This is a genomic window from Cupriavidus sp. 10L45 (genome assembly GCF_056395225.1).
On record NZ_JBFTJC010000003.1, the window covers coordinates 127493 to 154280 of the forward strand.

Genomic DNA, 26788 nt, shown 5'->3' on the forward strand with positions numbered 1-26788 from the left:
GCCTCAGAAGCGGTAACGCACGTACCCGGTGTAGAAGTTGCTGCCCGGGTTCGGCCCCTTGATGCTGGCGTTGGAGATGTGCTGGAAGCGGAAGCCCGCTTCCGTGTTGGCATTCTTGCCGAAGCCCACGCCGATACCGACCATGTCGGAGAACTGGAACGCCGTGCCCGAACGGTGTTCGTCGGACGTGCCGGTGTGGGACTGCACGCGCAGCCCCACCGACGCCTCGGCGAACGGCACGAAATAGCCACCGCGCTTTTCCACGCGCAGGATCGGCGATACGCCAAACTCGAACAGGTTCTGCTGGTTGGTGCCGCTACGTGCATCCCATCCGGCGACGTTGAATTCGCCCTGCAGGCGGAACAGCCAGCCTTGCGGATTGCCGTACTGGATCGGGGTGTTGAAGTTCAGCCCGAGTTCGTATTTGTTGATGTTATGGCCGGGATCACGGCCATAGGCCACGTGCACGGCGGGATGGCTCCAGCCAACCAGTTCCTCGGCGCTGGCGGCCGACGTGGCGCCCGCGGCCAGCGCGGCAACGGCAAGAGTCCGGGTGATAAACAGGGTACGAGCGGAGAGGGCGGAATGCATGCGGCGTTCTTGTTGTTCTGTCTTCATGAGGAGGACTACGAAGAGAGATGGCTCGACAACACAACTCGGCGCGATTGACGGGCCCTGCCCGCTTCCGAGAAGGAACGCGGGCGATCAGGCCCAGAGTCGCTCGACCAACCAGCTCGCGGCAACGCAAATTCCGAGCCAGACGGCGAGGCAACCTGCAATAAATCGGTACGTCATTGTGGAAAGGGACTTCTGAGGGGGTCTTGGAATGGAAATGTGCGCGGATTATACATCCATCCGTGAATGTATGTTTGCCCCGAACTCTGCCGAGTCAAACACTGCGCAGTCAGACCATGCCAAAAGTCCTCAGTTCGCCATAATGCCAGTGAGCGGCGAACCGTGCACTGTGCCGAGCGCGGCGGATCGTACAACACACTGTTCCCCCGACGCACACAATCTGTGCCGATAACGACGCCCGTCAGCCGCGCAGGAACGGCAGCACTTCCGCAAGTAGCTGTTCCGGCACTTCCTCCGCAATATAGTGACCGCTCGGCAAGGCATGACCCGTCACCCGGCGGGCCACCTTGCGCCACTCCTCCAGCGGCTGGAAGCACTTGCCGACCGCACCGTCGGCGCCCCACAGGGCCAGCATTTCGCACTCCACCTGGCGTCCGGCCTCGGCGTCGGCGCGATCATGCTCCAGGTCGATGCCGGCGCTGGCGCGATAGTCCTCGCACAGGCCGTGGGCGGCGCCGGGCAGCTTCAGGCAGCGCAGGTACTCGGCCAGCGCGGCCTCGGTGAACGGGGCGAGGCCGGCGCTGCGCGAGCCCATGGTCTGGCGCAGGTAGAGGTCGGGGTCGGCCTCGATCAGCGTTTCGGGGAACGGGGTGGGCCGGATCAGGAAGAACCAGTGCCAGTAGGCGCGCGCGAAGGCTTCCGAGGTCTGGGCATACATCGCCAGCGTCGGGGCGATGTCCAGCGTGACGAGCTTTTCCACGGCCTGCGGGTGGTCGAGCGCCAGCCGGTGCGCCACGCGTGCCCCGCGATCATGCGCCAGCACGCGGAACCGCTCGAAGCCGAGCGCCCGCATCACCGCCATCTGGTCGGCCGCCATGGTTCGCTTGCTGTAGTTCGCGTGATCCGGCAGGCCGACGGGCTTGTCGCTGTCGCCATAGCCACGCAGGTCCGTGGCCACCACCGTGAAATGCCGGGCCAGCTCGCCAGCCACCTTGTGCCAGATCACATGCGTTTGCGGATGGCCATGCAGCAGCAGCAGCGGCGGGCCCTCCCCGCCGACCACGGCGTGAATCGCCACGCCCTGGCTGTCGATCCGGTGTGTTCTGAATCCTTCAAACATCGGCTGTCTCCTTGGTCCTTGATGCGACGATGCGTCAATGTGGCAAGCCGTGCCATGGTAGTCGCCGCGCATGGGATGCGCATCGGCGGGCAGTGTAATCGCGGAATCCATCGCTATAATTGCGCGAACCGAACTTCATTCGTGCGCTCGATTCACGAATTGCCGCCACCCATGGACACCTTCTCGGATCTCGCCTTCTTCGTCCTGCTGGTCAAGCGCGGCAGCCTCGCCGGCGCGGCGCAGCAGCTTGGCGTCACGCCCTCGGCCGCCAGCAAGCGGCTGGCGGCGCTGGAGGCGCGGCTGGGCGTGCGACTGCTCAACCGCACCACGCGCCGGCTGTCGGTCACGCCCGAGGGCGAGTCGTACCTGGCCCAGGGCGGGCGCATCCTGGCCGAGCTGGAGGAACTCGAACAGGGCCTCGGCGGCAGCCGGGTGGCGCCGCGCGGGCTGCTACGGGTGAACGCGACGCTCGGATTCGGCAGGCGCCACATCGCCCCGCTGGTCAGCGACTTCCTGCAGGTCTATCCCGATGTCGAAGTCCAGCTGCAACTGACCGACCGGGCGATGAACCTTGCCGAGGAAGGCTACGACGTCGGCATCCTCCTCGGTGACCTGCCCGATGCGCGGCTCAACGCCCGCCTGCTCGCGCCGAACCGCCGGCTGCTGTGCGCGTCGCCGGCCTACCTCGCGCGGCACGGCGAGCCGGCCTCGCCGCGCGCATTGCAACAGCATCGTTGCATTGTGATCCGCGAGAGCGAATCGGCCTACGGCACGTGGCATCTCCAGTCGGCCGGCCGGCAGGAGACCGTGAAGGTGCGCGGCCATGCCGCGACCAACGATGGCGAGGCGGCGGCGAACTGGGCGCTCCAGGGGCATGGCATCGTGCTGCGTTCGGAGTGGGAGGTGGCGCCGCTGCTGCGCTCGGGCCGGCTGCGGCAGGTGCTGGCCGACTGGGCCTCGCCGCCGGCGGACATCTACGCCGTGTATCTCACGCGCGACAAACTTTCGGCCCGCGTGCGTGCCTTTGTCGACTTTCTGGCCGAACGGCTCGGCGCGTACGAGCAGACCGCGCCCTATCACGGCTGGTAGCCGGCGCGGCTACCCCTGCCGGCGGCAGGGTGGCGGGTGACCGGGCGCGCCATGACTGGTACGCTTGGGCAGCGCCCCCCCAAACCACTCCAGACTCCCTCCCGACATGCACACGCACGATCTGTCCGCGTGGACCCATTCCCACGTCTTCAATGCCGGCAATCCGGCAGCCGAGCGCAGCACGCGCCTGGTCATGTGGATCACGCTCGCCACCATGGTGGTGGAGATTGCCGCCGGCCTCTGGTTCAACTCGATGGCCCTGCTGGCGGACGGCTGGCACATGAGTTCCCACGCGCTGGCGATCGGCCTCTCGGCCTTCGCCTACGCCGCCGCGCGCCGGCTGGCCAACGATGCCCGCTTCACCTTCGGCACGTGGAAGATCGAGGTGCTGGCGGCCTTCGCCAGTTCCATCGTCCTGCTGGGCGTGGCCGCGCTGATGATCGCCGGCTCGGTCGAACGGCTATTCACCCCGCAGGCCATCCACTACCAGGAGGCGATGGCCGTCACCACCATCGGCCTGCTCGTGAACCTGGGCTGCGCGTTCATCCTCGGCGGCGCGCCCCATCACGGGCACGATCATGGCCATGCGCATGCGCACGATCACCACGGACATGCCGATCACCATCATCACGACATCAACCTGCGTTCGGCCTATATCCACGTGATTGCCGATGCAGCCACCTCGGTGCTGGCCATCGTGGCGCTGGCGGGCGGCTGGTGGCTGGGCTGGAGCTGGCTCGATCCGGTGATGGGGCTGGTGGGCGCGGCGCTGGTCGGTCGCTGGGCGATCGGGCTGATGCGGCAGAGCGGCACGGTGCTGCTGGACCGCGAGATGGACCACCCTGTTGTGGACGAAGTGCGAGAGGTGCTGGCCGAGTTCCAGCACGGAGAAGACGGCACGCGCGTGACCGACCTGCACGTCTGGCGCGTGGGCCGCGAGCAGTTCGCCTGCATCGCCAGCCTGGTCACGCACGACGCCACGCTCACGCCGCAGCGCGTGCGGCAGGCGCTATCGATCCATGAGGAGCTGGCCCACGTGAGCGTGGAGATCAGCCTGTGCGATGACGGGGCACCGCGCCGGGCGGCCCGTCATCGTCATCCGCACTAGTCGAAACCCGTCGAATTACGGCAGCAGCAGGATGGCGCCGGTGGTCTCGCGGCGCTCGGCGGCCTCGTGCGCGCGGGCGACCTCGGCCAGGGGGAAGCGGGCGCCGATCTCCACCTTCACCTGGCCGGTGGCGATGGCATCGAACAGGTCCTTCGCATTGGCGCGGAAGCGGGCCGGGTCCGCGTTGTGCGGGAACACCGAGGGCCGGGTCAGGAACAGGCAGCCCTTCTTGTTCAGGATTTCCGGCTCGATGGCCGGCGCCGGGCCGGACGCCCCGCCGTACAGCACCACCAGTCCGAAGGTCTGGGCGCAATCGAGCGAGCCCATGAAGGTGTCCTTGCCCACGGCGTCGTAGACCACGGTCACGCCCTGGCCGCCGGTGGCGTCGCGCACCTGCTTGACCCAATCCGCCTGCTTGTAGTCGATGGCGATGTCGCAACCCGCCGCGCGGGCGCGCTCGCACTTGGCCGGGCCGCCGGCCGTGCCGATCACGCGCGCGCCGAGCGCCTTCGCCCAGCCGGCCAGGATCTGGCCCACGGCACCGGCGGCGGCGTGGACCAGGACCGTGTCACCGGGCTTCACGGCGTGCGTGTGGCGCACCAGATATTGGGCGGTCATGCCCTTGAAGATCACGGCGGCAGCCTGCTCGTCGCTGAGGTTGTCGGGCAGCTTGACCAGCTTGTCCGCCGGCACGTTGCGCGCTTCGGCGTAGGCGCCGAGGCCGGCGTTCATGTACGCCACGCGATCGCCCACGGCGATGTCCGTCACGCCCGCGCCCACCGCCTCCACCACGCCGGCCGCCTCGTGGCCCAGCCCCGTGCCCACCGGCAGCGGATAGGTGCCGCGGCGCTGGTACACATCGATGAAGTTGAAGCCGATGGCGGTATGCCGCACGCGCGCCTCGCCGGCCGCCGGCGCCGGCAGCTCGACCGGCGTGAGCTGCATCACTTCGGGCGCGCCGAATTCCTGGAGGCGGATGGCACGGACAGTGGTCGTCATGGGGTCTCCCTGGTCAGGCTTGCAGAATTGGAGCCCCGATTATTGTCGCTTTTGTAAAACCTTGCCGAAGGCGGGCCAATCAAGGAAAAACCATCAGGTCAGCACCGCGCACATGCACAACGCGCTGGTGTTGCGCAGGCGCTGGAATTCCTCACTCTCGAGGACTTCTGGGGGCAGCTTGGAGGCGTGGATCAGCGAGAAACCGTAGCGGGCGAAGTAGCTCGGGCAACTCGAGGTCAGGAGCACCGCGCGGCGCGTGCCGTTGGCGCGGGCACGCATCATCACCGCGTTGACGAGGTGGCTGGCCACGCCCTGGTCGCGCCATTCGCGCAGCACGGCCACCGAGCGGACGATGGCCGTATCGCCGAAGCGCTCGGCGCAGGCGCAGCCCACCAGCTCCGACTCCATCAGGGCCACGTGGAACTCGCCCACCAGACGCGGCAGTTCGTCCACCGGCAGGTTGCAGCGCTCGAGCACTGCCGCGATGGCAGGCATATCCGACGGCTGCGCCGCACGCACTCGCAGATCTTTAATCATCGGGAGCCTCTGTTTCTCTCATCGTCTGGGGACGGAAACGCCATGGAAGCCCTGCATGGTGAACCCTGCCTCACGTGCTGACACTTGGTGCACGCGCGGCAAAACATTATCGCAATCGGGGCGCTATATCCACAGGGAAACTCCGCGTTGCGGCGTACTCAACGCTTGCGGCGTATCTGCCTGCGGAACGAGCATGAAATGCGCCAGCGGCTCGGCGTTATCCGCCAAATGCCCGGCAGAAAATGATAGTCCTTCCAGATGACAGATTGGTCAGATCCGGCGAAGGCAATGAACGAGGGAGAACAGGAGGGAAAGCAGGAGGGAAAACGGCAGGAAGGAGATGGAGGCGGGGATACGGAATCGAACCGTCGTAAACGGCTTTGCAGGCCGTCGCATCACCACTCTGCCACCCCGCCCCGGAGTCTGGACGCCCTGGCGGGCGCCTTGCATTCAGTGTGCGGGGCGCAGTGTAGCCGAAGATCTGGAACTCTGCAGAGCGCCTGCCTGCCTGCCTGCCGTCTAGGCGTGGGACTCGCCCAGCTCGCCCATCGCGGATTGCAGGTAGTTCTGCACGCCGACCTTGCGCACGAGTTCCAGCTGCGTCTCGATCCACTCGATGTGGTCCTCGGTGTCCGAGAGGATATCGGTCACCACATCGCGCGACACATAGTCGCTAATCGACTCGAAGTACTTGATGGCATCCTTGCAGCTCGTCTGGGACAGCAACTCCACCTTCAGGTCGCCGCCGAGCATCTCCTCGACGTTCTCCCCGATGAGCAATTTGTCCAGATCCTGGAGGTTGGGCAGGCCGTCGAGCATCAGGATGCGCTCGATCAACTTGTCCGCGTGCTTCATCTCCTCGATGGACTCCTCGTACTCATGCTTGCCCAGCGCGCTCAACCCCCAGTGCCGATACATGCGCGCGTGCAGGAAATACTGATTGATCGCGGTCAGCTCGTGACGCAGCTGGCCGTTCAGTAACTGGATAGCTTTCTTGTCGCCTTTCATGACATTGACCCCAAAACGCCTGCACACCACGGTGGACGATTTTCATGTTAATAGCCGAGGCTAGAAGATCAAGCATACATAGGGAAAATCGCGTTAATAAATCCCTTGCCAGACGGGGCTTTACGACACGATGCGGATGATTTTGCGGATGATTGCGATTCCGATTCAGCTACCTTTCGGCACGCGCGAACATAATCCCCAATGTAAAAGGCGCCTCCCTAGGGAAGCGCCTTCGTGCCGATCCGGAAGCGGTTATTCGCCGCTCGCGCGATAGCGGTTACGCAGATCGCGGATCAGGTCGTGGTTACGCAGCACCCCCTGGTACTGGCGCTCGATCAGCGCGCGGATGTCGAAGCTCAGGTCGGTTTCCTGGAGCGCATCGCCATACTTCTTCTTGGCGACGTCTTCGCCCTTCTCGGTTTCCTCGAGGATGGCGAGGTCCGTGCGGTCGGCCACCGCGCTGCGCAGGCTCACCCAGCCGCGATGCAGCGCACCGGCCACGCTGCCGTGGTCCTCGGGCTTGCCGCCGAGGGCCATCACCTGGCTCTGCAACTCGCGCACCGCCGCGCCGCACTCGGTGGCACGGCTTGAGAACAGCGTCTTCAGTTCCGGATTCTTGGCGTCCTCGGCCGCCTTGCGGAAGCCCTCCTCGCCATCGCGCGAGACTTCGATCAAATCGTTCAGTACGGAAACGTTGTTGTCAGCCATTGTTGGACTCCTCTCACATCGGAGGCGCGCCGTGAGGCCACGGCGGCACATCGCGTGGAACATCCCGCGCCATGCCGAGCATGGCGCGGACCTTATATCCACGATAGGAGAGTGGACCCGGACAAGCTGTCGGGAGGCTGCGCAAGCGGTTGTCGGCCTTCGCCTACACCCGCTGAATCAGTCCAGCAGGTGACCCATGCGGGACCGCTTGGTGGCGAGGTATTTCTCGTTTTCGGCGTTGGCGGGCACGATGTGACGCATCTGCTCCGTCACGGCCAGGCCGGCGTCTTCGAGCGCCCGGATCTTGATCGGGTTGTTGCTCATCAGGCGGACCGACTTCACACCCCACTGGCGCAGCATGTCCGCCGCGAACGCGTAGGTGCGGCCGTCGATGGCCTGGCCGAGCGCGAGGTTGGCGTCGACCGTGTCCAGCCCGCCGTCCTGCAGCGCATAGGCGCGGATCTTGTTCGAGAGGCCGATGCCCCGGCCTTCGTGGCCGCGCAGGTAGAGCAGGATGCCGCGGCCTTCCTCGGCAATCTTCTGCATGGCGAGGTCGAGCTGCTCGCCGCAGTCGCAGCGGCACGAGCCGAAGACGTCGCCGGTCAGGCATTCGGAATGCAGGCGGACGAGAACGTTCTCGCCCGAGATGTCTCCCATGGAGAGCGCCAGGTGTTCGGTGCGGCTGTCCACGCCCTGGAAGGCATGGGCGGTGAATTCGCCGTAGCGGGTCGGCAGCCGTGCGGAGCCGATCAGCTCACTTTCTAGGTCTTTCATATTCCTGTGATCGCGGGGGGCGCCGTGGGGCCCGGGCGCGCATGATGCGGGCCGGGACAGGCGCACTGCGCGCCACCCTGAGGGGGCTGTGGCGCGCGGCATGCCGGCAAGGATACCGCGAAACGCCTCTCGCTATAGGTATCGCTGCAGGTACCCCTATGCCGAGCGGGCACTCTCGGGCGACGGCGGGGTCGCCTGACGAGTGCCCCTTAGGACGCTTTCGCGCCGCCTGCGCTCAGGCGGGAATGCGCATCGCGTCCGGCCGTTGCCACCAGCGATGCTGGCCCACGGCATCGAGGAATTCCCGATGCCGTGCCGGGTCCTCGGTCTTGGCGATCACCACGCCCGGCCCCGCGAAGCCGCCGGCCAGCCCCGCGCAGCGCGCGGCCTCGGCCACCATCACGGCGCCCGAGCCGCCCGCGCCCACGGCCTTGCAGTGCTTGTAGGCCTCCTTGATGAACAGCAGCGCGTCCGGATCGGGCTCGGCGGGGGGCTTGGCCACGTCGGGCACGTACACCGCATCGAACAGCACCGAGCCGACCGACGACAGCGCATGGTCCACCGGCAGCGCCGCGCCCTTCGCCGTAGTCACGCTCGCCGCGCGCGGGCCGATGATCTTGAGATTGGCGCGCGCCGCCTCGGCCAGCTTCCTGAGCGAGGCGATGGCCGCGTCGTCCACGCCATCGTTGACCAGCACGGCGATGTTGCGGCCCGTGATGTCGCCCTTTGGCTGGGCGTCCAGGCTCAGCGCGGGCGAGGCCGGTACGCCGTAGTCGTTGATCTGCACGTTCGGCCCGACCGGCTCGACGGGAATCCCGAGCTTCTGCGCCACGCGCTCCGCCAGTTCCACGGCGATATGGTGGATCTGCCCCACCACGCGCGCCCGGATGGCGGGGTCGAAGACCTTTGAGAGTTCGAACGCGTACGCATCGACGATCTGCCTTTTTTCGACGTCGGACTGGCTGCGCCAGAAGAGATTGGCCTGCGAGAAATGATCGGCGAAGGTCTGTGCGCGCATGCGCACCTTCACCGCGCCGTCCTCGGCGGCGGCAGCGAAATGCCGGTAGGCGTCGGCATCGCCGGCCAGGAACGGGCAGCCGCCGCTGACCGAGTTCGGCTGGTAGCTCTCCTTACCCTGCACCACGGTCTGCCGGCCGAAGCCGTCGCGCTGGTTGTTATGCACGGGGCAGAGCGGGCGATTGATCGGAATTTCATGAAAATTCGGCCCGCCGAGCCGCGTGAGCTGGGTATCGGTGTACGAGAACAGCCGCGCCTGCAGCAAGGGATCGTTGGTGAAATCCATGCCCGGCAGGATGTGGCCCGGGTGGAACGCCACCTGCTCGGTTTCGGCGAAGAAGTTGTCCGGGTTGCGGTTCAGCACCATCCGCCCCACGCGCCGCACCGGCGCCAGTTCCTCCGGAATGAGCTTGGTCGGGTCCTGGAGATCGAAGCCGAACTTGAGCATGTCGGTCTCCGGCACCAGCTGCACGCCGAACTCGTATTCGGGAAACTGGCCCGCCTCGATCGAATCGTAGAGGTCGCGCCGGTGGAAATCGGGGTCCTTGCCGTTGATCTTGACCGCCTCGTCCCAGACCAGCGAATGCGCGCCGCCCACCGGCTTCCAGTGGAATTTGACCAGCGTGCCCTGCCCCTCTGCATCGACAAGGCGGAACGTATGCACGCCAAACCCCTCCATCGTGCGGAAACTGCGCGGGATGGCGCGGCCGGACATGGTCCACAGCACCATGTGCATCGACTCGGGCTGGAGGGACACGAAATCCCAGAACGTGTCATGCGCCGACGCGGCCTGCGGGATCTCGTTGTGCGGTTCCGGCTTCACGGAATGGACGAAATCCGGGAACTTGATGCCGTCCTGGATAAAGAACACCGGGATGTTATTGCCGACCAGGTCGAAGTTGCCCTGCCGCGTATAGAACTTGGTGGCGAAGCCGCGCACATCGCGCGCCAGATCGGCGGAGCCGCGCGAGCCGGCCACGGTCGAAAATCGCACGAACACTGGGGTCTTCTGGCCAACCTCGGTGAACAACGCGGCGGTGGTCACGTCAGCCAGCGACTCGGTCAGCTCGAAATAGCCATGGGCCGCCGCGCCGCGCGCGTGGACCACGCGCTCGGGAATGCGCTCGTGGTCGAAGTGCGTGATCTTCTCGCGCAGGTGGAAGTCCTCGAGCAGCGTGGGGCCGCGCAGGCCGAGCTTGAGCGAGTCGTCGTCCTGCGGAATCTGGAGGCCCTGGTTTGTGGTCAGCGTGCGGTCACGGTTCGAGACGAGATTGCCGACCGAGTCCGAACCCAGCTGCTTTGGCCGCTCGGCCAGCCGGTCCGCCACGGCGCGCTCGTAGCTGCCGTCGTTGTTGTTGCCGATGCCTTGTGGCTTGGGCGGCGTGGTGTCGCCTTTCTTGCCGGGTGGCTGGGCGGCGGACGGTGCGGTCTTTTTCGTCATGTGGGGTCCCTCGGTGGCGTTCGGTGGCTGGGTATCGCGGATTGGAGCCGATTGGAGTCTATGGCTTCCGCAGATACCGTGCCACCGGGGGCTCGGCGCGCACCGGCTCCCCGCCAGGCCGCGCCACGTCTGGCAAGCCGGGATTGGGGGCGACAAAAAAAAAGCCACGGTGCGTGCACACCGTGGCTTCCTTTTACATCCGGCTTGTAAAACCGCTTGCCGTGTCTTGCTCTCCGGGCGGCGGCCCCGCCTTATTCCACCGTCACCGACTTAGCCAGATTCCGAGGCTTGTCCACGTCCGTCCCGCGTGCGCAGGCCGTGTGGTAGGCCAGCAGTTGCAGCGGCACCGTGTGCAGGATCGGCGACAGCGCGCCGTAGTGCTCGGGCAGGCGGATCACCTGGATGCCATCGGACGACTGGATATGCGTGTCGGCATCGGCAAACACGTAGAGCCGGCCGCCGCGCGCGCGCACTTCCTGGATGTTGGACTTCAGCTTCTCCAGCAGCGCGTCGTTCGGCGCCACGGTCACCACCGGCATCGCCTCGGTGACCAGCGCCAGCGGGCCGTGCTTCAGCTCGCCGGCCGGGTAGGCTTCCGCGTGGATATATGAGATTTCCTTGAGTTTCAGCGCGCCTTCGAGGGCGATCGGGTAGTGCAGGCCCCGGCCCAGGAACAGCGCGTTCTCGCGGCGCGCGAAGTCTTCCGACCAGGCGATGATCTGCGGCTCCAGCGCCAGCACGCCATGCAGCGCCACGGGCAGGTGGCGCAGGTTGGTCAGCGCGGCTGCCTCTTCTTCCTCGGTCAGCCGGCCGCGTACCTTGGCCAGCGCCAGCGTCAGCATGTACAGCGCGGCGAGCTGGGTCGTAAACGCCTTGGTCGAGGCCACGCCGATCTCGGTGCCGGCGCGCGTCAGGAAGCGCATCTCGGTCTCGCGCACCATCGCGCTGGTCGCCACGTTGCAGATGGCCAGCGTGTGGGTGTGGCCGAGGTCGCGGGCATGGCGCAGCGCAGCCATCGTGTCGGCGGTCTCGCCCGACTGGGAGATCACCACCACCAGCGCGCGCGGGTTCGGCACGGTGTCGCGGTAGCGGTATTCGCTGGCCACTTCCACCTGGGTCGGGATCTTCGCCACGGACTCGAGCCAGTACTTGGCCGTGCAGCCCGAGTAGTAGCTGGTGCCGCAGGCCAGGATCAGGATGTTGTCGATGTCGGGAAATACCTCGGCCGCCTTCTCGCCGAACAGTTCGGGCGCGATGGCGACGATGCCTTCCAGCGTGTCGCCCAGCGCGCGCGGCTGCTCGAAGATTTCCTTCTGCATGAAGTGGCGGTACGGGCCCAGCTCGACGGCTGCCGCGTGGGCTTCCACCACGCGCTCCTCGCGCACGACTTCCACGTCGTTCACGTCGCGGATGGTGGCGCCGGCACGGGTCAGCTCCACCACATCGCCCTCTTCCAGATAGACGATGCGGTTGGCGGTGCCGGCCACGGCCAGCGCGTCGGAGGCCAGGAACGATTCGTTCTCGCCCAGCGCCACCACCAGCGGCGAGCCGGCGCGCGCGCCCACCACCACGTCCGGGTTGTCCTTGGCCACCACGGCAATCGCGTAGGCGCCGTGCAGGCGCTTGGTCACCACGCGCACCGAGCCGAACAGGTTGCCGCGCGTGGCGCTGCTCGGGTAGGTGTAGGCCTGGTGGATCAGGTGGGCGACCACCTCGGTGTCGGTCTGCGACTCGAAGCCGTAGCCCACGGCGCGCAGTTCGTCGCGCAGCGGCTCGTAGTTCTCGATGATGCCGTTGTGCACCAGCGCGATGGTCTCGTCCGAGAAATGCGGGTGGGCGTTGACCGTATCGGGCTTGCCGTGCGTGGCCCAGCGCGTGTGGGCGATGCCCAGCGTGCCGGCCAGGCCGGACGACTGCGTCTGCGTGTCCAGATCGGCCACGCGCGACACGGTGCGCGCGCGCTCGAGCATCTCGTCGCGCACGATGGCCACGCCGCACGAGTCATAGCCGCGGTACTCCAGGCGACGCAGGCCTTCGATCAGGACCGGAACGATATTGCGCGTGGAAACCGCGCCGACGATGCCACACATCTTGTGAACCCCCCGTTTGGGTTGCCTCGCGCCGCGCGCCGCAACCCGCTGAATGATGATGGCCGGCCCTCCCCGGGCCCGGCCTGACTGACGTTGACTGACTTAGCTTACTGCTTCGGCTGCTTCACCGGGCGCTGCCATGCGTCCAGCGTCATCTGCTTGGCCCGCGAGAGCGTGAGCTTGCCGGCTGGCGCGTCCTTGGTCAGCGTGGTGCCCGCGCCGATCGTGGCGCCACGGCCCACCGTCACCGGCGCCACCAGCTGCGTGTCCGAGCCGATGAACGCGTCGTCCTCGATCACCGTGCGGCTCTTGTTCACGCCATCGTAGTTGCAGGTAATGGTACCCGCGCCGATGTTGACGCGCTGGCCCACCGTGGTATCGCCCACATAGGCCAGATGGTTGGCCTTGCTGTGATCCCCGACCTGGCTGTTCTTCACCTCGACGAAGTTGCCGATATGCACATCCTCGCCCAGCTCGGTGCCGGGGCGCAGCCGCGCGTACGGCCCGATCCGGCCCGCCGGCCCGATCTTTGCTTCCTCGATGTGACAGAACGGTTGCACGCGTGCGCCGGCGCCGATGGTGGCATTCCGGATCACGCAATGCGCGCCGATGTGCACGCCATCGTCCAGATGCACGCGGCCTTCGAACACGCAGCCGACGTCGATGGTCACGTCGCGTCCGCACGTAAGCTGGCCGCGCACATCGATGCGCGCGGGGTCCAGCAGCGTCACGCCGGCCTCGAGCAGGCGCTGTGCGAGGTTGCGCTGGTGAATGCGCTCCACCTCGGCCAGCTGGACCTTGCTGTTGACGCCCAGCGTCTCCCACAGGGCCGCCGGCTGGGCGGAGACGATCTCCACGCCCTCGGTGGCGGCGCGCTCGATGGTGTCCGTGAGGTAGTACTCACCTTGCGCGTTGTTGTTGCCCAGCGTGGCAAGCCAGCGGCGCAGGTGGCCGGTCGGGCAGACGATGATGCCGGTGTTGATCTCGCGAATGGCGCGGATCTCGTCGCTGGCATCCTTCTGTTCGACGATGCGCACGATGTTGCCGGCGGCGTCACGTACGATGCGGCCGTATCCGGTAGGATCGGGCATCTCGACGGTGAGCACGCCCATGCGCTCGGCGCCGGCCGCATGGACCAGGGCCTCGAGCGCGGCGGCGGTGGTCAGCGGCACGTCGCCATAGAGCACCAGCGTGGGCTGGTTGTCATCGAGCATCGGCAGCGCCTGCATCACGGCGTGGCCGGTGCCAAGTTGCTGGGTCTGGTCGGCAAACGCCACGTCCGGCGCAGCCACGGCCTCGCGCACGTGCTCCGCACCGTGGCCAACCACCACGACGAGGCGCGACGGCGAAAGCGTGCGCGCGGTGTCGAGCACATGGGCGAGCATCGGCCGCCCGGCAACCGGATGCAGGACCTTGGGCAGGGCGGAATTCATCCGTTTTCCCATCCCTGCGGCAAGAATGACGATATTCACAAGGAGGTCCCTAAGTGAGTGTGTCTGATAATAAGCGCGAAAACCCGTACCAAGCGATCTCTTCAATCCCTCCAAACCCTTGTCAGGACTGGGCTGGCGGGCGATCTGCGAGGCGGGAAAACATGCGCGGCGATTTTAGCATGGCGCCTTGCGCCCGACCGCCGGTGGTTTCCGTTTTTCACATTTGGCGACGGCGCATTTTTGCAGGATTTGCAGCATTTACCGTCGTCCTGGCGCTGGGTGGCTGTAACGCCATGAAACTCGGCTATCAGCAGGGCGATCGGCTCGCCTACTGGTGGGTAGATCGCTATGTGGATGTCACGGACGACCAGGAGCCGCCCACCCGCGAGGCCATCGCCCGGTTCTTCTCCTGGCACCGCCGCGCCCAGCTTCCCGAGATCGCCAACGTGCTGACGCGGGTCAAGAGCGAGGTGGCCGGCCCGGTGGACGCGTCGATGGTGCGCCACGCGCGCGAGGACACCCAGCGGCTGGGCCGCCAGGCCTTCGAGAACGCCATACCCGACCTGGCCGACCTGATGCTGACGCTGACGCCGGAGCAGATCCAGCGCATGGAATCGAAATTCAACGAAAGCAACGCCAAATATCGCAAGGAATTCCTGAAATCGGACCCGCAGGCTCGCTCGAACGCCCGTTTCGACAAGGTCATGGACTACGCCAAGCTGGTCTACGGCAAGTTCTCGGACGATCAGGCGCAGAAGATCCGCGCCGCGATGGGGCCGTACATGCAGGGCGCCGACGCCCGCTATGCGGAGCGCGTGAAGCGGCAGCAGGAATGGCTGGGGATTGCCCGGGAGGTCTCGACGACCCATCCGCCCAAGTCGCAGGTGGAGGACATGCTGCGCAAGTACGCCGACCACTGGCAGCGCCCGGCGGCCGAGCGCGCGCAGATCCGGCAGGCTAACGAGGCCGGGGTGGACCTGACCGTGACCATCGCCAACCTGACCACGCCCGAGCAGAAGGCCCACGCGGTGGACCGTTTCCAGAAATGGATCGACGATACCCGCTCGCTGATGCGCGAGGCAGGCCCGTCGCAGGCGTCTAAATAAGAGGGGTGGCCGGGGTATCGGCGCTGGGTGCCTTCTCGGCCAGCTTGTCGAAGCGGACGAACTCCATCCGATTCGGCTCGGCGCTGCCGGTGAAGGTCAGCGCCTGCTGGGTGAAGGTGGTCTCGCCGAACAGCGAGGCCTCGTCCACCTTGGCCAGGCCGGTGGCCAGCCCGGTGAACGGGAACAGGTCGGTATCGGCCAGGTGGGACGGCACCACGTTGCGCAGCGACGCGAAGATATTGTCGATGCGGCCCGGGTTCTCGCGCTCCCAACCCTGCAGCATCTCGCTGACCTTCTTGCGCTGCAGGTTCTCCTGCGAGCCGCACAGGTTGCAGGGGATGATCGGGTAGGCCATCGCCCGCGCGTAGGACGCAATGTCCTTTTCCGCGCAATACGCCAGCGGCCGGATCACGATGTGCTGGCCGTCATCGGTCGACAGCTTGGGCGGCATCGCCTTCATCTTCCCGCCGAAGAACATGTTCAGGAAGAAGGTCTGGACGATGTCGTCCCGATGGTGCCCCAGCGCAATCTTGTTGGCGCCCAGCTCCTTGGCCGTGCGGTAGATCACGCCCCGGCGCAGCCGCGAGCACAGCGAGCAGGTGGTCTTGCCCTCGGGCACCTTCTCCTTGACGATCGAATACGTATCCGCCTCGACGATCACATATTCCACCCCGGTGGACTTCAAATACTCGGGCAGGATGTGTTCCGGGAAACCCGGCTGCTTCTGGTCCAGGTTCATCGCGATCAGCTTGAAGTGGATCGGCGCGCGCTTCTGGAGCGCCATCAGGACCGACAGCATGGTGTACGAGTCCTTCCCGCCACTCATGCAGACCAGCACGGTGTCGCCGTCCTCGATCATGCCGAAGTCGCCGATGGCTTTGCCGGCCAGCGACTGAAGGCGGGTTTCGAGGCGATAGAAGTTAGCGGAGTGACTCATAAGACATACCTGATGCGGGGCGCGGGCCTTGAGAAGCCCGTCGGATGGCCCTGTCGGACGGGCCCGTATTCTACTTGACGTGGAACACCTCGACGCCGACCGAATCGCAGTCCGGGTAGACATCGGGCTTTTCCGTGGAAACGCGCACCGCGCGCACCTTCGGATGCTTCAGCATGGCACGTGCCACGTCATCGCACAGGGTTTCCTGCAGGTGGATGTGGCCCTGGGCCATGCGCGCGGCCACGGTACTGCGCATGAAGTCGTAGTCCACCACTTCCTCGAGCTTGTCGGCCTGCGGCGTGCTCTGGTCCAGCGGCACGAACAGGTCGATATTGACCAGCACGCGCTGCTCGCCCTTCTTCTCGAATTCGTGCACGCCGATATTGATCTGCACTTCATAGTTGCGCAGGAACATGCGGCGGCAGCCTTGCAGGCTGGGGTGGGAAAGCGCGGCGAAGGTCATGGTGGGGCGTCGGGCAGGTGCTGCGGTAAATCGGAAAATGCTTAAAAACGACCGGGGATTGGGATCACTCGGTCAGGAACATCACGTCGCGGGCCAGCGGCATCAGGTGCTGGCCGCCATCGACATACAGGGTGGTACCGGTCACGGCGTGGGCGCCAGCGAGGTAGGCCACGGCCTGGGCGATGTCGTCCGGCGTGGACGACTTGCCCAGCGGCGTCATGCCGTGCGCGCGGACGAAACCGGGGTCGGACTGGTCGCCGGACACCAGCGTGATGCCGGGCGCCACGCCCACCACCCGCAGCCGGGGCGCCAGCGCCTGGGCCAGCTGCACCGTGGCGGTCTGCAGCGCGGCCTTGGACAGCGTGTACGACAGGAAGTCCGGATTCAGGTTGTTGAGCTTCTGGTCGAGCAGGTTGATCACCACGCCGCGCTGGGCGGTCTGGTTGCCATCGGCGCCAAGCGCCTTGTGCATCTCACGCGCCAGCAGCAGCGGCGCGGCCACGTTGGTGCGCATATGGGTGTCGAGCGAGGCGTAGGAGAAGCTCGTCGCCACGTCGTACTGGAACAGCGAGGCGTTGTTGACCAGGCAGGTCGGTACGCCCAGCGCGTCGGCGCAGGCCGCGACCAGCTTGCTGGTAGCGGCTTCGTCGGACAGGTCGGCCTGCAGCACGGCGGCGCGGCGGCCCAGGCCGCGGATCTGCGTGGCGAGCGTCACGGCTTCGTCGCGCGAGCGGTTGCAGTGGATCGCCACGTCCCAGCCTCGCGTGGCAAGTTCCAGCGCGATGGCACGGCCCAGGCGGCGCGCGCCGCCGGTCACGAGGGCGACGCCGCGCGCGGCGGCAGGGTGGGCGCCGGAGGCGCCAGCAGTCAGGGAATCTGGCATTGCTACAATTCGCGGTATGCAGAAAGTCGCTAGTCTACCCCTTCCCCCCGCCGACGCGCTGGACGCCTCCGCGGCCCTGACCACCTGTATTGGCGACGCCATCGAGGCCGCCGGCGGCTGGATCGGCTTCGATCGCTACATGGCGCTGGCGCTCTACGCCCCCCGGCTCGGCTATTACAGTGGCGGCGCCGCCAAGTTCGGCCGCGATGCCCGGGACGGCAGCGACTTCATCACCGCCCCCGAGTTGACCCCCTTCTTCGCCCGCACGCTGGCCCGCCAGTTCGCACCGCTGATCGCCCTGGACCTGCCGCGCGTGCTCGAATTCGGCGCCGGCACGGGCCGCCTCGCGGCGGACCTGCTGCTCGCCCTGGAAACCGAAGGTGCGCTGCCCGAGACCTACCAGATCGTCGAATTGTCGGGCGAGCTGCGCGTACGCCAGCAGGAAACGCTGGCCGCCCGCGCGCCGCACCTGGCTAGTCGCGTGCAGTGGCTGGACGAGCTTCCCGCGCAGTTCGAAGGGGTCATCGTCGGCAACGAGGTGCTGGACGCCATGCCGGTGCGGCTGTTCGCGCGCCTGGACGGCCGCTGGCACGAGCGCGGCGTGGCGCTAGCCGACGGGAAGTTCACGTTCGAGGACCGTCCGCTGGCAGACAACGCCGTCCCCGACGCGCTACGCGCGCTGCCGGGCGACCACGACATGGTCACCGAGACCCATGCCGAGGCCGAAGGCTTCACGCGGGCGGTGGGCGCCATGCTGACGCGCGGCGCGGCGTTCTTCATCGACTATGGCTTCCCGGCGGCCGAGTACTACCATCCGCAGCGCGCCGAAGGCACGCTGATGTGCCACTACCGCCACCACGCGCACCCCGATCCGTTCCTGTATCCCGGGCTGCAGGACATCACCGCGCACGTCAATTTCACCGGCATCGCCGAGGCGGCGGTGGACGCCGGGCTGTCCGTGGCCGGCTTCGCCTCGCAGGCGCGCTTCCTGATGAACGCCGGGATCACCGAGTTGCTGATGGAGCTGGACCCGACCGACGCCCGCGCCTTCCTGCCCCATGCCAACGCGGTGCAGAAGCTGCTGTCCGAGGCCGAGATGGGCGAGCTGTTCAAGGTGATCGTGCTGACGCGCGGTCTGGACGACGCGCTGCCGCTGGCAGGCTTCGCACGCGGCGACCGCGTTCACGCACTCTGAGGAACAGCCGCCATGCTGCGCTGGACATTCACCATCTTCCTCTGCGTGATCGTGCTGTCGGCCTCGCTGCCGTGGCTGCAGAAGATCGGCCTGGGCAGGCTGCCCGGCGACGTGCGCTTCCGGCTGTTCAAGCGCGAGTACGTGCTGCCGTTCGCCTCGACCATCCTGCTGTCGCTGATCGCGCTGGCGATTGGGAAGCTGCTGTAGGCGTAGCCCTTCAGTCGGGCTCCGCGCCCAGCCCCAGCTTCTCCGCCACCGCCGCGATGCGGGCCTTGTGCACGCGTTCCTTGATCAGGTCCGGCCGGTCCGCGCAGGCCTTGGCGATGGCGCCGGCATCGACCGAGGCCGCCGCTGCCCGTGCCGCCATCAGGCGTTCGGTCTGCGGATAATCCCGATCCTCGAAACCTAGCCGACCACGCGCGTCGGCCTCGCAGGCCGTCAGGGCCTCCGCGAAGCGGTCCGGCTTGCGCAGCGCGTCGCAGCGCTCCACCAGCCGGGTCAGCGCGGCGGCGCCGAATTCCATCGATCGATGGATGTTGCCGTGCTCGCGCGCCACCAGCACCGCCAGGTCGCGGCAGTCGTTCGGCACGCGCAGCCGCTCGCAGACCGCCTCGAGCAGCTTCACGCTGCGCTGTTCATGGCCGATGTGGCGCGGCAGCACGTCCGCCGGCGTGGTGCCCTTGCCGAGGTCGTGGACCAGTGCCGCGAAGCGGATCGGCAGCGACGCGCCGGTCGCGGCTGCATGATCGACCACCATCATCACGTGCACGCCCGTATCCACCTCGGGGTGATACTCGGCGCGCTGCGGCACGCCCCAGAGCCGGTCCAGCTCGGGCAGCAGCCGCGCCAGCGCGCCACATTCGCGCAGCACGTCGAACATCCGCGACGGCTTCGCCTCCATCAGCCCGCGCGCCAGTTCCTGCCACACCCGCTCCGGCACCAGCGCGTCGACCTCGCCCGCCTCGACCATCGCGCGCATCAGCGCCACGGTCTCGGGCGCCACGGAGAAGTCATGGAAGCGCGCCGCGAAACGCGCCGCGCGCAGGATGCGCACCGGGTCTTCGGCGAAGGCATCGGAGACATGACGGAACAGCCGCGCGTCCAGATCGCGCTGGCCGCCGTACGGGTCGATGATCGGCCCGACGAGCTGGCCGGCATCGTCCACGGCCTGCGCCATCGCGTTGACGGTCAGGTCGCGCCGGACCAGATCATCCTCGAGCGTGACGTCGGGCGCGCAGTAGAACGCGAAGCCCTTGTAGCCCGCCGCCGTCTTGCGTTCGGTACGCGCGAGGGCGTACTCCTCCTTGGTGCGCGGATGCAGGAAGACCGGGAAGTCCTTGCCCACGGGCTTGTAGCCGGCCGCTTCCATCTCGGCCGGCGTGGCGCCGACGACCACGTAGTCGCGGTCCTGGCTCGGCTTGCCCAGCAACTGGTCGCGGATGGCGCCGCCCACGGCATAGACCTGCATGAAATTCCTAGTGATGGATGATGATGGCGTCCGGATGGTCCGGCACGGTGCGGTACGGCTCGTCGTCGGCCAGGAAATCGCGTTCCTCGCGCGCGGCGGCGATCCATTCTTGCATGGCCGGCAGCGCGAGGATGAAATCGGCGTATTGCTTGGCCGTCTCGGGCAGGTGGATGCCGTAGGTGGCGAAGCGCGAGACCACGGGCGCGTAGAACGCGTCCGCCACCGAGAAGGTGCCGAACAGGAACGGGCCCTCGGCGCCGAAGCGTGTGCGCAGGTCGGTCCAGATCGTGGCGATGCGCTCCACCTCGCGCTGCACGGCCACGTTCCAGCCGCAGCCGGGCAGCACGGCAGTCACGTTCATCGGCAACTGGTTGCGCACGTTGGCGAAGCCCGAATGCATCTCGGCGCAGACCGAACGTGCCAGCGCGCGCGCGGCGGGGTCAGCCGGCCAGAGCGCCTTCTCGGGGAAACGTTCGGCCAGGTATTCCGAGATCGACAGCGAATCCCAGACCGTGACGTCGCCATCCACCAGCGTCGGCACCTTGCCGGCCGGCGAGTACTGGGCGATCTGCGCCGTGAAGCCGGGCGTGCCCAGCCGCACGGGAATCTCCTCGAACGCGATGCCAGCCTGGCGCAGCAGCAGCCAGGGGCGCAGCGACCAGGACGAGTAGTTCTTGTTGCCGATGACGAGTTTCATCGCGATTCCTTGGGGGGCGGGGGGGAGGGAAAATGGCCTGAACCGATGATTCTAGCGAGTGGGCCGCGCCGCCTCCAAATGAATTGCGCTCGCAAGGCTGTGAGCGCAAGTCACATCGGCGTCAGAGGGAGCGATGTTGGGGGTCAGCGGTGCACGCTCTCCCGCATGGCCTGGAGCGCCGCCTCGCGGTTGCGGCCACCCAGCACATCGGTCATCACGGACTCCAGGCTGGCCGGTTCCAGGCCGAGTTCGGCCGACATCGGCGCGTGCAGCACGTTGTCCAGGCGCATCGAGTCGAGGTTGTCGCGCGACATGACCGGGCCGCCGGGCATGTGTTCGAGCACGGCCGCCTGCACGCGCGCCAGCGCATCGGGCAGCGCGATGACCGGGCGCGGATGGCCCGACGCCCGCCCGGCGAAGCGCACCAGTTCCTCGAGCGTGTAGACCTGCGGCCCACCCACCTCGTAGACCTGGCCGACCGTAGCCGGGTTGACCATCGCGCGCAGGAAGGCCTCCACCACATCCATCACGAACACGGGCTGGAAGCGCGCCTGGGCGCAGGCCAGCGGCACCACGGGGGCCATCTGCTGCATCTGGGCGAACAGGTTCAGGAAGTGGTCGTCCGGGCCGAACACGACCGACGGCCGCATGACGGTCCAGTCGAGCCCGCTCTCGCGCACCATGCGCTCGCCCTCGCCCTTGCTGCGCAGGTACATCGACGGCCCCTGCGCGTCCGCGCCGAGCGCGCTCATATGGATCAGCCGGCGAACGCCGGTGCGCTGGCAGGAGGCCACGATCTGGCGCGGCAGGTCTACGTGCGCGGCGGCGAACTGGGGGCCATATGGGTCGCCCCGGTCGCCATGCAGTACGCCGACGAGATTGACGACGATGCCGTCCACGCCGACCGAGCCAATGGCGTCGTCCAGCGCGGCGGCGTCGGCCAGGCCCAGTTCGCAGACTTCCACGCGCGGCAGCAGCAACAGGTGCTGGGCGTGCTCGGCACGACGCGAGCCCACCAGGATGCGCTCTGGCGCGATGGGACTGTCGGGATTGGTGGCGGGATTGCGCGGCACCCCTGAGGCGGAGGCCGCGCCGGCAAGGCGGGAGACGAGGTGGCTGCCGATGAATCCGGCGCCACCGATCACGAGGACATTACTGGTCAGCATGGTGGGCTCCGTGACGGTCACGTAACGCTGGCATCTCTCGATGCGCGCCCGGAGTCACGGCGCCTCCTGCTGGCCCCGCTACATCAAGGCAGGCTGGTGGTCGTGACCGAGGACGGCGCGACCGTTCCCAGGCGGTCTTTGAGAGACTGGGGCCGGCCGCTCATCAATGCAGCATAGTACGTAGCGTTGGAAAGCACATTCTTGACATAAGTTCGCGTTTCCGTGAACGGAATCGTCTCTGCAAAGATCGCGCCTTCTACCGGCCGGGAGAGGCTGCTGCGCCAGCTCTTGGGCCGTCCCGGGCCAGCGTTGTAGCCCGCCGAGGCCAGCGTCCACGAGCTGTCCAGGTCCGTCAGCACCATGCTCATGTAATTTGTACCGAGCAGGATGTTGATATTGGGGTCACTCATCATCGACGGCGAGAAGTCGGTCATGCCGATCTTGCGCGCCACGAACTTGGCCGTGGCCGGCATCACCTGCATCAGGCCATGCGCGCCGGCCGACGAGCGCGCGTTCATGATGAAACGCGATTCCTGGCGGATCAGGCCATAGGCCCAGGCCATGTCCAGGCCCACGTCGTCGGTGGCCCGCTGCATGATGTCCCGGTACGGCATGACGAAACGCAGCGAGAAATCGTGCTCCGCCTTGGTGCGGTCGGCCGTGTTGACGGTGCGGTCGAGCAGTTCGATCTTGCGCGCGTACTCGGCGGCGGCCAGCAGTTCGCGGTCGCTCATGCTGCGCAGCTCCCAGTTCCACTCGCGATTGCCTTCGAAGCGCAGGTTCAGGTCATAGAACTTCTGCGCGCGCACGAAGCCGGGCCGCGTGCGCATGGCCATCGCCTCGGCATCGGAGACCGTGGTGCGCGGCGGCAGCGTGATGCGGTTGCCGAGTTCCTCGGTGGCAAGCTGGCCGTAGAAGTTGAACTGGCCAGCGATGGTCTGGAACTGCGTCTGCGCGTCCGCGGTGCGGCCATCGGCCTTGAGCGCGCGGGCGTACCAGTAGATCCACGCCGGGTCCTTGGCGCGCATCTCGGGGCGCATCAGCTCCACAGCCTGGCGCACCTGCTTCCAGTCGCCCTGGCGCAGCGCGGCGCGCACGCGCCATTCCTGCGATTCATCGGACAGCCACTGGTTGCCGCCCAACGTCATCTGGTTCTTGTAGTAGCCGGCCGCTTCGGGCATCAGCTTCTTGGCCGCGTACTGGCCGATCACGCCCCAGCCGGCGCCCTGCTCGTCGCGCGACAGCGTGCCGCCCGAGGCGGTCAGGTAGGCCGCAGCCTGGGCCGGATCGTTGCGGGCCATCTTGACGACGGTGGCCAGCGTGTCGCTGTCCACGCGTGCGTCGGGCACGGTCGCGGCGATCCTTGCCGCCAGCGTCGTGAAATTCAGTTCGAGCGCCTGGCGTGCCTGGAACGCCACGTCGCTGCGCTGGATCTGCTGGCTCTGCGCCAGATAGCTGATCAGGTCGACGCAGCCCTCGCCGTAATAGCGCGGGTCCGCCAGCACCGCGCGCGAATCGGCGGCCACGTTCTTGCCCTTGAGCGCACTCGACAACAGCGCGTAGCACTCCACCTGCGTGTCGTCCTTCAGCACGAACTGTGGGTATTCGACGTCGAAGTTGGCCCAGTCGCGCTTCTTGCCCAGCACCAGCAGCCAGTCATTGCGCATGCGGTCGGCAATCGCCTCGCCCTGGTAACGCTTCAGGAACACGCGCACCTGCTCGTCGGGCGCGTCGATGCGGGCCAGGCCGCTGGCATCGAACAGCTGCGGCTTGATGCGGAAATACTCCACATACGACGGAATCGGATAGTCGACCAGCGTGGCCGAGATGGCGGCCGTGCGGTCCACATCGTTCTTGCGGGCAGCCTCGCGCAGCGCGACAAAGGCATCGTCCGGATTGCTGGGGATGGTCAGCGCGGCCGGCTGCGGCGCCGGGCGCTTCTGGGCGTAGGCCGGCGTGGCCAGCAATGCACCTGTCAACGCCCCCAGTCCTGCCAGCCACGCGGCGCGTTGCGCACGGCGCAGATATACTCCCTTCGGCATTCTTGCTATCCCTTGTTGGTCCGCGCGCGGCGCCGGGGTACCCGGTCGCGCCCCGCGCGTGTTGGTATTCGGATGTCGATCCATCGATCGATCGCGGTGCCGGCCATTATTGCACGCCATGCAGCCTGAACAGGCCCCAGACAACGGGGCAGAAAACCTGCCATTCCTCGAAGAGCGCCGCGCGCTGCGCCGGCGACTGCTCGCGCTGCGCGCCGGCCTGTCGGATCGCGCCGAGGCCGACGCGCGCATCGGTGCCGCCCTGGCGCCCCTGCTCGAACGCCTGGGCGCGCGACGCGTGGGCTTCTATTGGCCGATCCAGGGCGAATTCGACGCACGCGCCGTCATCGTGCAATGGCTGGCCGGCATGCCGGGCCGCCAGGCCGCGCTGCCGGTGGTCAGCCGCCCCGGCACGCCGCTGGACTTCCACGCCTGGACGCCCGAGACGACAATGCGCGCCGGCCACTACGACATTCCCGTGCCCGATGGCACCGAGGCCGTGTTGCCCGACGCGCTGCTCATTCCCTGTGTCGGTTTCAGCCGCGATAAGTTCCGCCTCGGCTACGGCGGCGGCTTCTACGACCGCACGCTGGCGGCCCTCGCAGAAACGCCGGTGTCCATCGGCATCGGCTTCGCGGCCTGCGAGATTCCCTTGCAGGCCCAGCCACACGACCTGCCGATGGACTGGATCGTCACCGAAGGCGGCGCGTTCTAAGCGTTCTCCTCGGCTAGCAATTCGTCCACCAGCGCACGCATCTTGCGCCAGTGCGACCCCTCCCAGAACACCCGCCGGCAGTGCGGGCAGGTGACAAAGCGCGTGTGCCGCGCCAGCACGCCCTCGGGTACGCGGCCGTCCACTTCCGACTTGTCGATCCGATGCAGTGGCACATTGCAGTCCAGGCACAGCGAGAACGGACGCGCACTGCGGGCCAGGTCGAGCCGCCGGAAGACCTCGCGCACCTGGAGCGCCGACTTGATCGCCCGTACATAGCAGCCGTGCGTCACGCCGCGCCGCTTGAGCAGTTCGCGGTCGCGCGTGAGCACGATGCGGCCCTCCTCGGCGGCAATCCGCGCGATCTCGCTGTCTTCGAAATGGTTGTCGTAGAGGGTATCGAAGCCGGTCATGCGCAGCAGGTGCGCCAGGCCGCCCAGATGGGCATCGGCAACGAAACGGGTCTCGCGCAGTGGCTGATCGCGCACGCGGAGCAGGGGCGAGATGTCGAAGGCTTCGAAGGTGGGATAGACGGCCACGCGGTCGCCGTCCTGCACGGGGCGGTCGAATGCCACCGATTCGCCGTTGACCAGGATCAACTCCACCTCGGTGTGCGGCACGCCGAGCGCCTCGATCATGTGCTTGACCGTGGCCGCGCGGGCGCAGGGCACGACGATGTCCTGGTGGCGTCGGGTGCGCGCCAGGAAATCGTTCAGCTCCTCGTAGAAGCGGAAGGTGGCGGTGACGGTGGCGGGAACCATGGGGCGCAGTATGCCCCCATGACCCCGTCCGATGGAAGTTACAGCTTCAGCCGTTCCCAGACCGCCTTGGTGGCGCCGGCGGCGTTGAGCGTGTAGAAGTGCAGGCCCGGCACGCCGGCGGCCAGCAGGCGGTCGCAGAGCCCGGTCACCACGTCCAGGCCGAACGCGCGGATGGACTCCCGGTCGTCGCCGAACGACTCCAGCCGCTTGGCCACCCAGCGCGGCACTTCGGCACCGCACATTTCCGAAAAACGCATCAGCTGCGAGTAGTTCGTGATCGGCATGATGCCCGGCACGATCGGTACGTCCACGCCCAGCGCGCGCACTTCGTCGACGAAACGGAAGTAGGCGTCGGCGTTGTAAAAGTACTGCGTGATCGCCGAATCGGCGCCCGCGCGGACCTTGCGGACGAAATTGTCGAGGTCGTGGCGCGGCGACTTCGCCTGCGGGTGGTACTCGGGGTACGCCGCCACCTCGATGTGGAACCAGTCGCCGGTCTCGGCGCGGATGAATTCCACGAGTTCGTTGGCGTATCGGAATTCGCCGATTTCGCCCATGCCGGACGGCATGTCGCCCCGCAGCGCCACGACATGGCGGATGCCGCCGTCGCGGTACGTCTTCAGGATCTGGCGGATGCTGTCGCGCGTGGAACCCACGCACGAAAGGTGCGGCGCGGCCTCGATGCCATCACGCTGGATCTCCAGCACGGCGTCCAGCGTGCCCTGCTGCGTGGTGCCGCCGGCGCCGAACGTCACCGAGATGTACTTGGGTTGCAGCGGAGCCAGCTGCGCGCGCGTGTTGCGGAGTTTCTCCGTGCCTTCCGCCGTCTTCGGCGGGAAGAATTCGAAGCTGTAGTAGCGGTCTGTCATGCGAATAAAGTCTCAGTCGCGGTCGCCGAGCAACAGGCTCGACAGCACCCACGAGATCACGCTGTACAGGATGGAGCCCAGCAGCGCGGCGCCGAAGCCCTGCACCACGAAGCCCGACAGCAGGTTGCCGACGAACAGGAACAGCAGCGCGTTGATGACGAAGATGAACAGGCCCAGCGTCAGCAGCGTGACCGGCAGCGTCAGAATGACCAGGATGGGCCGGATCAGCGTGTTGACGAGGCCCAGCACCAGCGCGGCGATCATCGCCGAGCCGAACCCGCCCAGCGAGATGCCGGAGATGACGCTTCCGACCAGGAACAGCGAGGCGGCATTGATGATCCAAACGGCCAACAGTCTCATTGCGACTCCTTTT

General features: G+C 67.0%; 26 protein-coding genes and 1 tRNA gene. 6 read left to right on the forward strand and 21 right to left on the reverse strand.

What is annotated here, in order from left to right; all coding sequences use genetic code 11:
* Nucleotides 1-3 precede the first annotated feature (3 nt).
* Entirely contained in the window at nucleotides 4-591 is a 588-nt protein-coding gene (locus AC1DFU_RS06510; RefSeq protein ID WP_255370706.1) for an acyloxyacyl hydrolase, read from the reverse strand.
* A 445-nt stretch (nucleotides 592-1036) separates the two neighbouring features.
* Nucleotides 1037-1915, reverse strand: a complete 879-nt coding sequence (locus AC1DFU_RS06515) for an alpha/beta fold hydrolase (protein ID WP_092291506.1) — start codon at nucleotides 1913-1915, stop codon at nucleotides 1037-1039.
* A gap of 171 nt (nucleotides 1916-2086) precedes the next feature.
* On the opposite strand from AC1DFU_RS06515, the gene AC1DFU_RS06520 reads away from it, so the two are divergent.
* Entirely contained in the window at nucleotides 2087-3004 is a 918-nt protein-coding gene (locus AC1DFU_RS06520) for a LysR family transcriptional regulator (RefSeq protein WP_092291504.1), read from the forward strand.
* 106 nt (nucleotides 3005-3110) lie between these two features.
* Nucleotides 3111-4112: a CDF family Co(II)/Ni(II) efflux transporter DmeF gene (dmeF, locus tag AC1DFU_RS06525; protein WP_441591390.1), complete on the forward strand. Its 1002-nt coding sequence runs from the start codon at nucleotides 3111-3113 to the stop codon at nucleotides 4110-4112.
* 15 nt (nucleotides 4113-4127) lie between these two features.
* Here the strand turns inward: dmeF and AC1DFU_RS06530 are convergent, their stop codons facing one another.
* The 9 genes from AC1DFU_RS06530 to glmU form a co-directional block, all read right to left on the reverse strand.
* Nucleotides 4128-5111, reverse strand: a complete 984-nt coding sequence (locus AC1DFU_RS06530; protein ID WP_441591391.1) for a quinone oxidoreductase family protein — start codon at nucleotides 5109-5111, stop codon at nucleotides 4128-4130.
* A gap of 93 nt (nucleotides 5112-5204) precedes the next feature.
* Nucleotides 5205-5648 (reverse strand): GNAT family N-acetyltransferase, encoded by a 444-nt coding sequence (locus AC1DFU_RS06535; protein WP_092291498.1) that lies wholly within the window; start codon nucleotides 5646-5648, stop codon nucleotides 5205-5207.
* Between the two features lie 341 nt (nucleotides 5649-5989).
* Nucleotides 5990-6064, reverse strand: a tRNA-Cys gene (locus tag AC1DFU_RS06540).
* A 103-nt stretch (nucleotides 6065-6167) separates the two neighbouring features.
* Nucleotides 6168-6656, reverse strand: coding sequence for a bacterioferritin (gene bfr / locus AC1DFU_RS06545; RefSeq protein ID WP_441591392.1), 489 nt, complete (start codon nucleotides 6654-6656; stop codon nucleotides 6168-6170).
* A gap of 252 nt (nucleotides 6657-6908) precedes the next feature.
* Complete coding sequence (locus AC1DFU_RS06550) at nucleotides 6909-7364, reverse strand: PA2169 family four-helix-bundle protein (protein WP_092291494.1); 456 nt, start codon at nucleotides 7362-7364, stop codon at nucleotides 6909-6911.
* A 177-nt stretch (nucleotides 7365-7541) separates the two neighbouring features.
* Nucleotides 7542-8138 (reverse strand): GTP cyclohydrolase II, encoded by a 597-nt coding sequence (ribA, locus tag AC1DFU_RS06555; protein ID WP_092291492.1) that lies wholly within the window; start codon nucleotides 8136-8138, stop codon nucleotides 7542-7544.
* Nucleotides 8139-8373: 235 nt separating this feature from the next.
* The gene (locus AC1DFU_RS06560; protein ID WP_477110318.1) at nucleotides 8374-10596 is read right to left on the reverse strand and encodes a catalase; all 2223 of its coding nucleotides are present in this window, start codon (nucleotides 10594-10596) and stop codon (nucleotides 8374-8376) included.
* 251 nt (nucleotides 10597-10847) lie between these two features.
* Nucleotides 10848-12686, reverse strand: a complete 1839-nt coding sequence (glmS, locus tag AC1DFU_RS06565) for a glutamine--fructose-6-phosphate transaminase (isomerizing) (RefSeq protein WP_441591394.1) — start codon at nucleotides 12684-12686, stop codon at nucleotides 10848-10850.
* Between the two features lie 107 nt (nucleotides 12687-12793).
* Nucleotides 12794-14158: a bifunctional UDP-N-acetylglucosamine diphosphorylase/glucosamine-1-phosphate N-acetyltransferase GlmU gene (gene glmU, locus AC1DFU_RS06570; protein WP_441591395.1), complete on the reverse strand. Its 1365-nt coding sequence runs from the start codon at nucleotides 14156-14158 to the stop codon at nucleotides 12794-12796.
* 254 nt (nucleotides 14159-14412) lie between these two features.
* Here glmU and AC1DFU_RS06575 point away from each other — a divergent pair, with 254 nt between their 5' ends.
* Nucleotides 14413-15225, forward strand: a complete 813-nt coding sequence (locus AC1DFU_RS06575) for a DUF6279 family lipoprotein (protein ID WP_092291484.1) — start codon at nucleotides 14413-14415, stop codon at nucleotides 15223-15225.
* Here the strand turns inward: AC1DFU_RS06575 and ttcA are convergent.
* The 3 genes from ttcA to AC1DFU_RS06590 form a co-directional block, all read right to left on the reverse strand.
* Complete coding sequence (gene ttcA, locus AC1DFU_RS06580) at nucleotides 15218-16162, reverse strand: tRNA 2-thiocytidine(32) synthetase TtcA (RefSeq protein WP_441591396.1); 945 nt, start codon at nucleotides 16160-16162, stop codon at nucleotides 15218-15220. The two genes, AC1DFU_RS06575 and ttcA, sit on opposite strands and share 8 nt — an antisense overlap.
* Before the next feature lie 70 nt (nucleotides 16163-16232).
* A complete protein-coding gene (locus AC1DFU_RS06585) occupies nucleotides 16233-16625 on the reverse strand; it encodes a dihydroneopterin aldolase (RefSeq protein ID WP_092291480.1) in 393 nt (130 codons plus the stop codon).
* A gap of 64 nt (nucleotides 16626-16689) precedes the next feature.
* On the reverse strand, nucleotides 16690-17508 hold the full coding sequence (locus tag AC1DFU_RS06590) for an SDR family oxidoreductase (RefSeq protein WP_441591397.1): 819 nt from the start codon (nucleotides 17506-17508) through the stop codon (nucleotides 16690-16692).
* Nucleotides 17509-17524: 16 nt separating this feature from the next.
* Between AC1DFU_RS06590 and AC1DFU_RS06595 the strand changes: the two genes are divergently transcribed.
* On the forward strand, nucleotides 17525-18703 hold the full coding sequence (locus AC1DFU_RS06595; protein ID WP_441591398.1) for a class I SAM-dependent methyltransferase: 1179 nt from the start codon (nucleotides 17525-17527) through the stop codon (nucleotides 18701-18703).
* Between the two features lie 12 nt (nucleotides 18704-18715).
* A complete protein-coding gene (locus tag AC1DFU_RS06600; RefSeq protein WP_092291474.1) occupies nucleotides 18716-18910 on the forward strand; it encodes a DUF2905 domain-containing protein in 195 nt (64 codons plus the stop codon).
* A gap of 10 nt (nucleotides 18911-18920) precedes the next feature.
* Here the strand turns inward: AC1DFU_RS06600 and AC1DFU_RS06605 are convergent, their stop codons facing one another.
* The 4 genes from AC1DFU_RS06605 to AC1DFU_RS06620 form a co-directional block, all read right to left on the reverse strand.
* A complete protein-coding gene (locus AC1DFU_RS06605; protein ID WP_441591399.1) occupies nucleotides 18921-20171 on the reverse strand; it encodes a multifunctional CCA addition/repair protein in 1251 nt (416 codons plus the stop codon).
* A gap of 7 nt (nucleotides 20172-20178) precedes the next feature.
* Complete coding sequence (locus tag AC1DFU_RS06610; RefSeq protein ID WP_441591400.1) at nucleotides 20179-20868, reverse strand: glutathione S-transferase family protein; 690 nt, start codon at nucleotides 20866-20868, stop codon at nucleotides 20179-20181.
* Between the two features lie 143 nt (nucleotides 20869-21011).
* Complete coding sequence (locus AC1DFU_RS06615) at nucleotides 21012-22034, reverse strand: complex I NDUFA9 subunit family protein (RefSeq protein ID WP_441591401.1); 1023 nt, start codon at nucleotides 22032-22034, stop codon at nucleotides 21012-21014.
* Between the two features lie 83 nt (nucleotides 22035-22117).
* A complete protein-coding gene (locus tag AC1DFU_RS06620) occupies nucleotides 22118-24076 on the reverse strand; it encodes a lytic transglycosylase domain-containing protein (protein WP_441591402.1) in 1959 nt (652 codons plus the stop codon).
* A gap of 118 nt (nucleotides 24077-24194) precedes the next feature.
* On the opposite strand from AC1DFU_RS06620, the gene AC1DFU_RS06625 reads away from it, so the two are divergent.
* Nucleotides 24195-24788 (forward strand): 5-formyltetrahydrofolate cyclo-ligase, encoded by a 594-nt coding sequence (locus tag AC1DFU_RS06625; protein ID WP_441591403.1) that lies wholly within the window; start codon nucleotides 24195-24197, stop codon nucleotides 24786-24788.
* On the opposite strand, the gene AC1DFU_RS06630 is transcribed toward AC1DFU_RS06625, so the two are convergent.
* Genes AC1DFU_RS06630 through AC1DFU_RS06640 form a run of 3 tightly spaced genes read right to left on the reverse strand, consistent with a single transcriptional unit; the run spans nucleotide 24785 to nucleotide 26775 of the window.
* Nucleotides 24785-25546, reverse strand: coding sequence for a Mut7-C RNAse domain-containing protein (locus AC1DFU_RS06630; protein ID WP_092291462.1), 762 nt, complete (start codon nucleotides 25544-25546; stop codon nucleotides 24785-24787). The genes AC1DFU_RS06625 and AC1DFU_RS06630 overlap by 4 nt on opposite strands.
* A gap of 38 nt (nucleotides 25547-25584) precedes the next feature.
* Nucleotides 25585-26415 (reverse strand): methylenetetrahydrofolate reductase [NAD(P)H], encoded by an 831-nt coding sequence (metF, locus tag AC1DFU_RS06635; RefSeq protein ID WP_441591404.1) that lies wholly within the window; start codon nucleotides 26413-26415, stop codon nucleotides 25585-25587.
* 12 nt (nucleotides 26416-26427) lie between these two features.
* The gene (locus AC1DFU_RS06640) at nucleotides 26428-26775 is read right to left on the reverse strand and encodes a phage holin family protein (RefSeq protein ID WP_092291458.1); all 348 of its coding nucleotides are present in this window, start codon (nucleotides 26773-26775) and stop codon (nucleotides 26428-26430) included.
* Nucleotides 26776-26788 lie beyond the last annotated feature (13 nt).

Bases quoted from the DNA above. Each gene is read 5' to 3' on its own strand.
- AC1DFU_RS06640 (WP_092291458.1), bottom strand. From the start codon at position 26,775: ATGAGACTGTTGGCCGTTTGGATCATCAATGCCGCCTCGCTGTTCCTG.
- AC1DFU_RS06610 (WP_441591400.1), bottom strand. From the start codon at position 20,868: ATGAAACTCGTCATCGGCAACAAGAACTACTCGTCCTGGTCGCTGCGC.
- AC1DFU_RS06530 (WP_441591391.1), bottom strand. From the start codon at position 5,111: ATGACGACCACTGTCCGTGCCATCCGCCTCCAGGAATTCGGCGCGCCC.
- metF (WP_441591404.1), bottom strand. From the start codon at position 26,415: ATGACAGACCGCTACTACAGCTTCGAATTCTTCCCGCCGAAGACGGCG.
- AC1DFU_RS06595 (WP_441591398.1), top strand. From the start codon at position 17,525: ATGCAGAAAGTCGCTAGTCTACCCCTTCCCCCCGCCGACGCGCTGGAC.
- AC1DFU_RS06550 (WP_092291494.1), bottom strand. From the start codon at position 7,364: ATGGCTGACAACAACGTTTCCGTACTGAACGATTTGATCGAAGTCTCG.
- AC1DFU_RS06520 (WP_092291504.1), top strand. From the start codon at position 2,087: ATGGACACCTTCTCGGATCTCGCCTTCTTCGTCCTGCTGGTCAAGCGC.
- AC1DFU_RS06625 (WP_441591403.1), top strand. From the start codon at position 24,195: ATGCAGCCTGAACAGGCCCCAGACAACGGGGCAGAAAACCTGCCATTC.
- AC1DFU_RS06535 (WP_092291498.1), bottom strand. From the start codon at position 5,648: ATGATTAAAGATCTGCGAGTGCGTGCGGCGCAGCCGTCGGATATGCCT.
- AC1DFU_RS06585 (WP_092291480.1), bottom strand. From the start codon at position 16,625: ATGACCTTCGCCGCGCTTTCCCACCCCAGCCTGCAAGGCTGCCGCCGC.
- AC1DFU_RS06560 (WP_477110318.1), bottom strand. From the start codon at position 10,596: ATGACGAAAAAGACCGCACCGTCCGCCGCCCAGCCACCCGGCAAGAAA.
- AC1DFU_RS06600 (WP_092291474.1), top strand. From the start codon at position 18,716: ATGCTGCGCTGGACATTCACCATCTTCCTCTGCGTGATCGTGCTGTCG.
- AC1DFU_RS06620 (WP_441591402.1), bottom strand. From the start codon at position 24,076: ATGCCGAAGGGAGTATATCTGCGCCGTGCGCAACGCGCCGCGTGGCTG.
- AC1DFU_RS06605 (WP_441591399.1), bottom strand. From the start codon at position 20,171: ATGCAGGTCTATGCCGTGGGCGGCGCCATCCGCGACCAGTTGCTGGGC.
- ttcA (WP_441591396.1), bottom strand. From the start codon at position 16,162: ATGAGTCACTCCGCTAACTTCTATCGCCTCGAAACCCGCCTTCAGTCG.
- AC1DFU_RS06575 (WP_092291484.1), top strand. From the start codon at position 14,413: ATGAAACTCGGCTATCAGCAGGGCGATCGGCTCGCCTACTGGTGGGTA.
- AC1DFU_RS06630 (WP_092291462.1), bottom strand. From the start codon at position 25,546: ATGGTTCCCGCCACCGTCACCGCCACCTTCCGCTTCTACGAGGAGCTG.
- AC1DFU_RS06510 (WP_255370706.1), bottom strand. From the start codon at position 591: ATGCATTCCGCCCTCTCCGCTCGTACCCTGTTTATCACCCGGACTCTT.
- AC1DFU_RS06615 (WP_441591401.1), bottom strand. From the start codon at position 22,034: ATGCTGACCAGTAATGTCCTCGTGATCGGTGGCGCCGGATTCATCGGC.
- ribA (WP_092291492.1), bottom strand. From the start codon at position 8,138: ATGAAAGACCTAGAAAGTGAGCTGATCGGCTCCGCACGGCTGCCGACC.
- AC1DFU_RS06590 (WP_441591397.1), bottom strand. From the start codon at position 17,508: ATGCCAGATTCCCTGACTGCTGGCGCCTCCGGCGCCCACCCTGCCGCC.
- bfr (WP_441591392.1), bottom strand. From the start codon at position 6,656: ATGAAAGGCGACAAGAAAGCTATCCAGTTACTGAACGGCCAGCTGCGT.
- AC1DFU_RS06515 (WP_092291506.1), bottom strand. From the start codon at position 1,915: ATGTTTGAAGGATTCAGAACACACCGGATCGACAGCCAGGGCGTGGCG.
- dmeF (WP_441591390.1), top strand. From the start codon at position 3,111: ATGCACACGCACGATCTGTCCGCGTGGACCCATTCCCACGTCTTCAAT.
- glmS (WP_441591394.1), bottom strand. From the start codon at position 12,686: ATGTGTGGCATCGTCGGCGCGGTTTCCACGCGCAATATCGTTCCGGTC.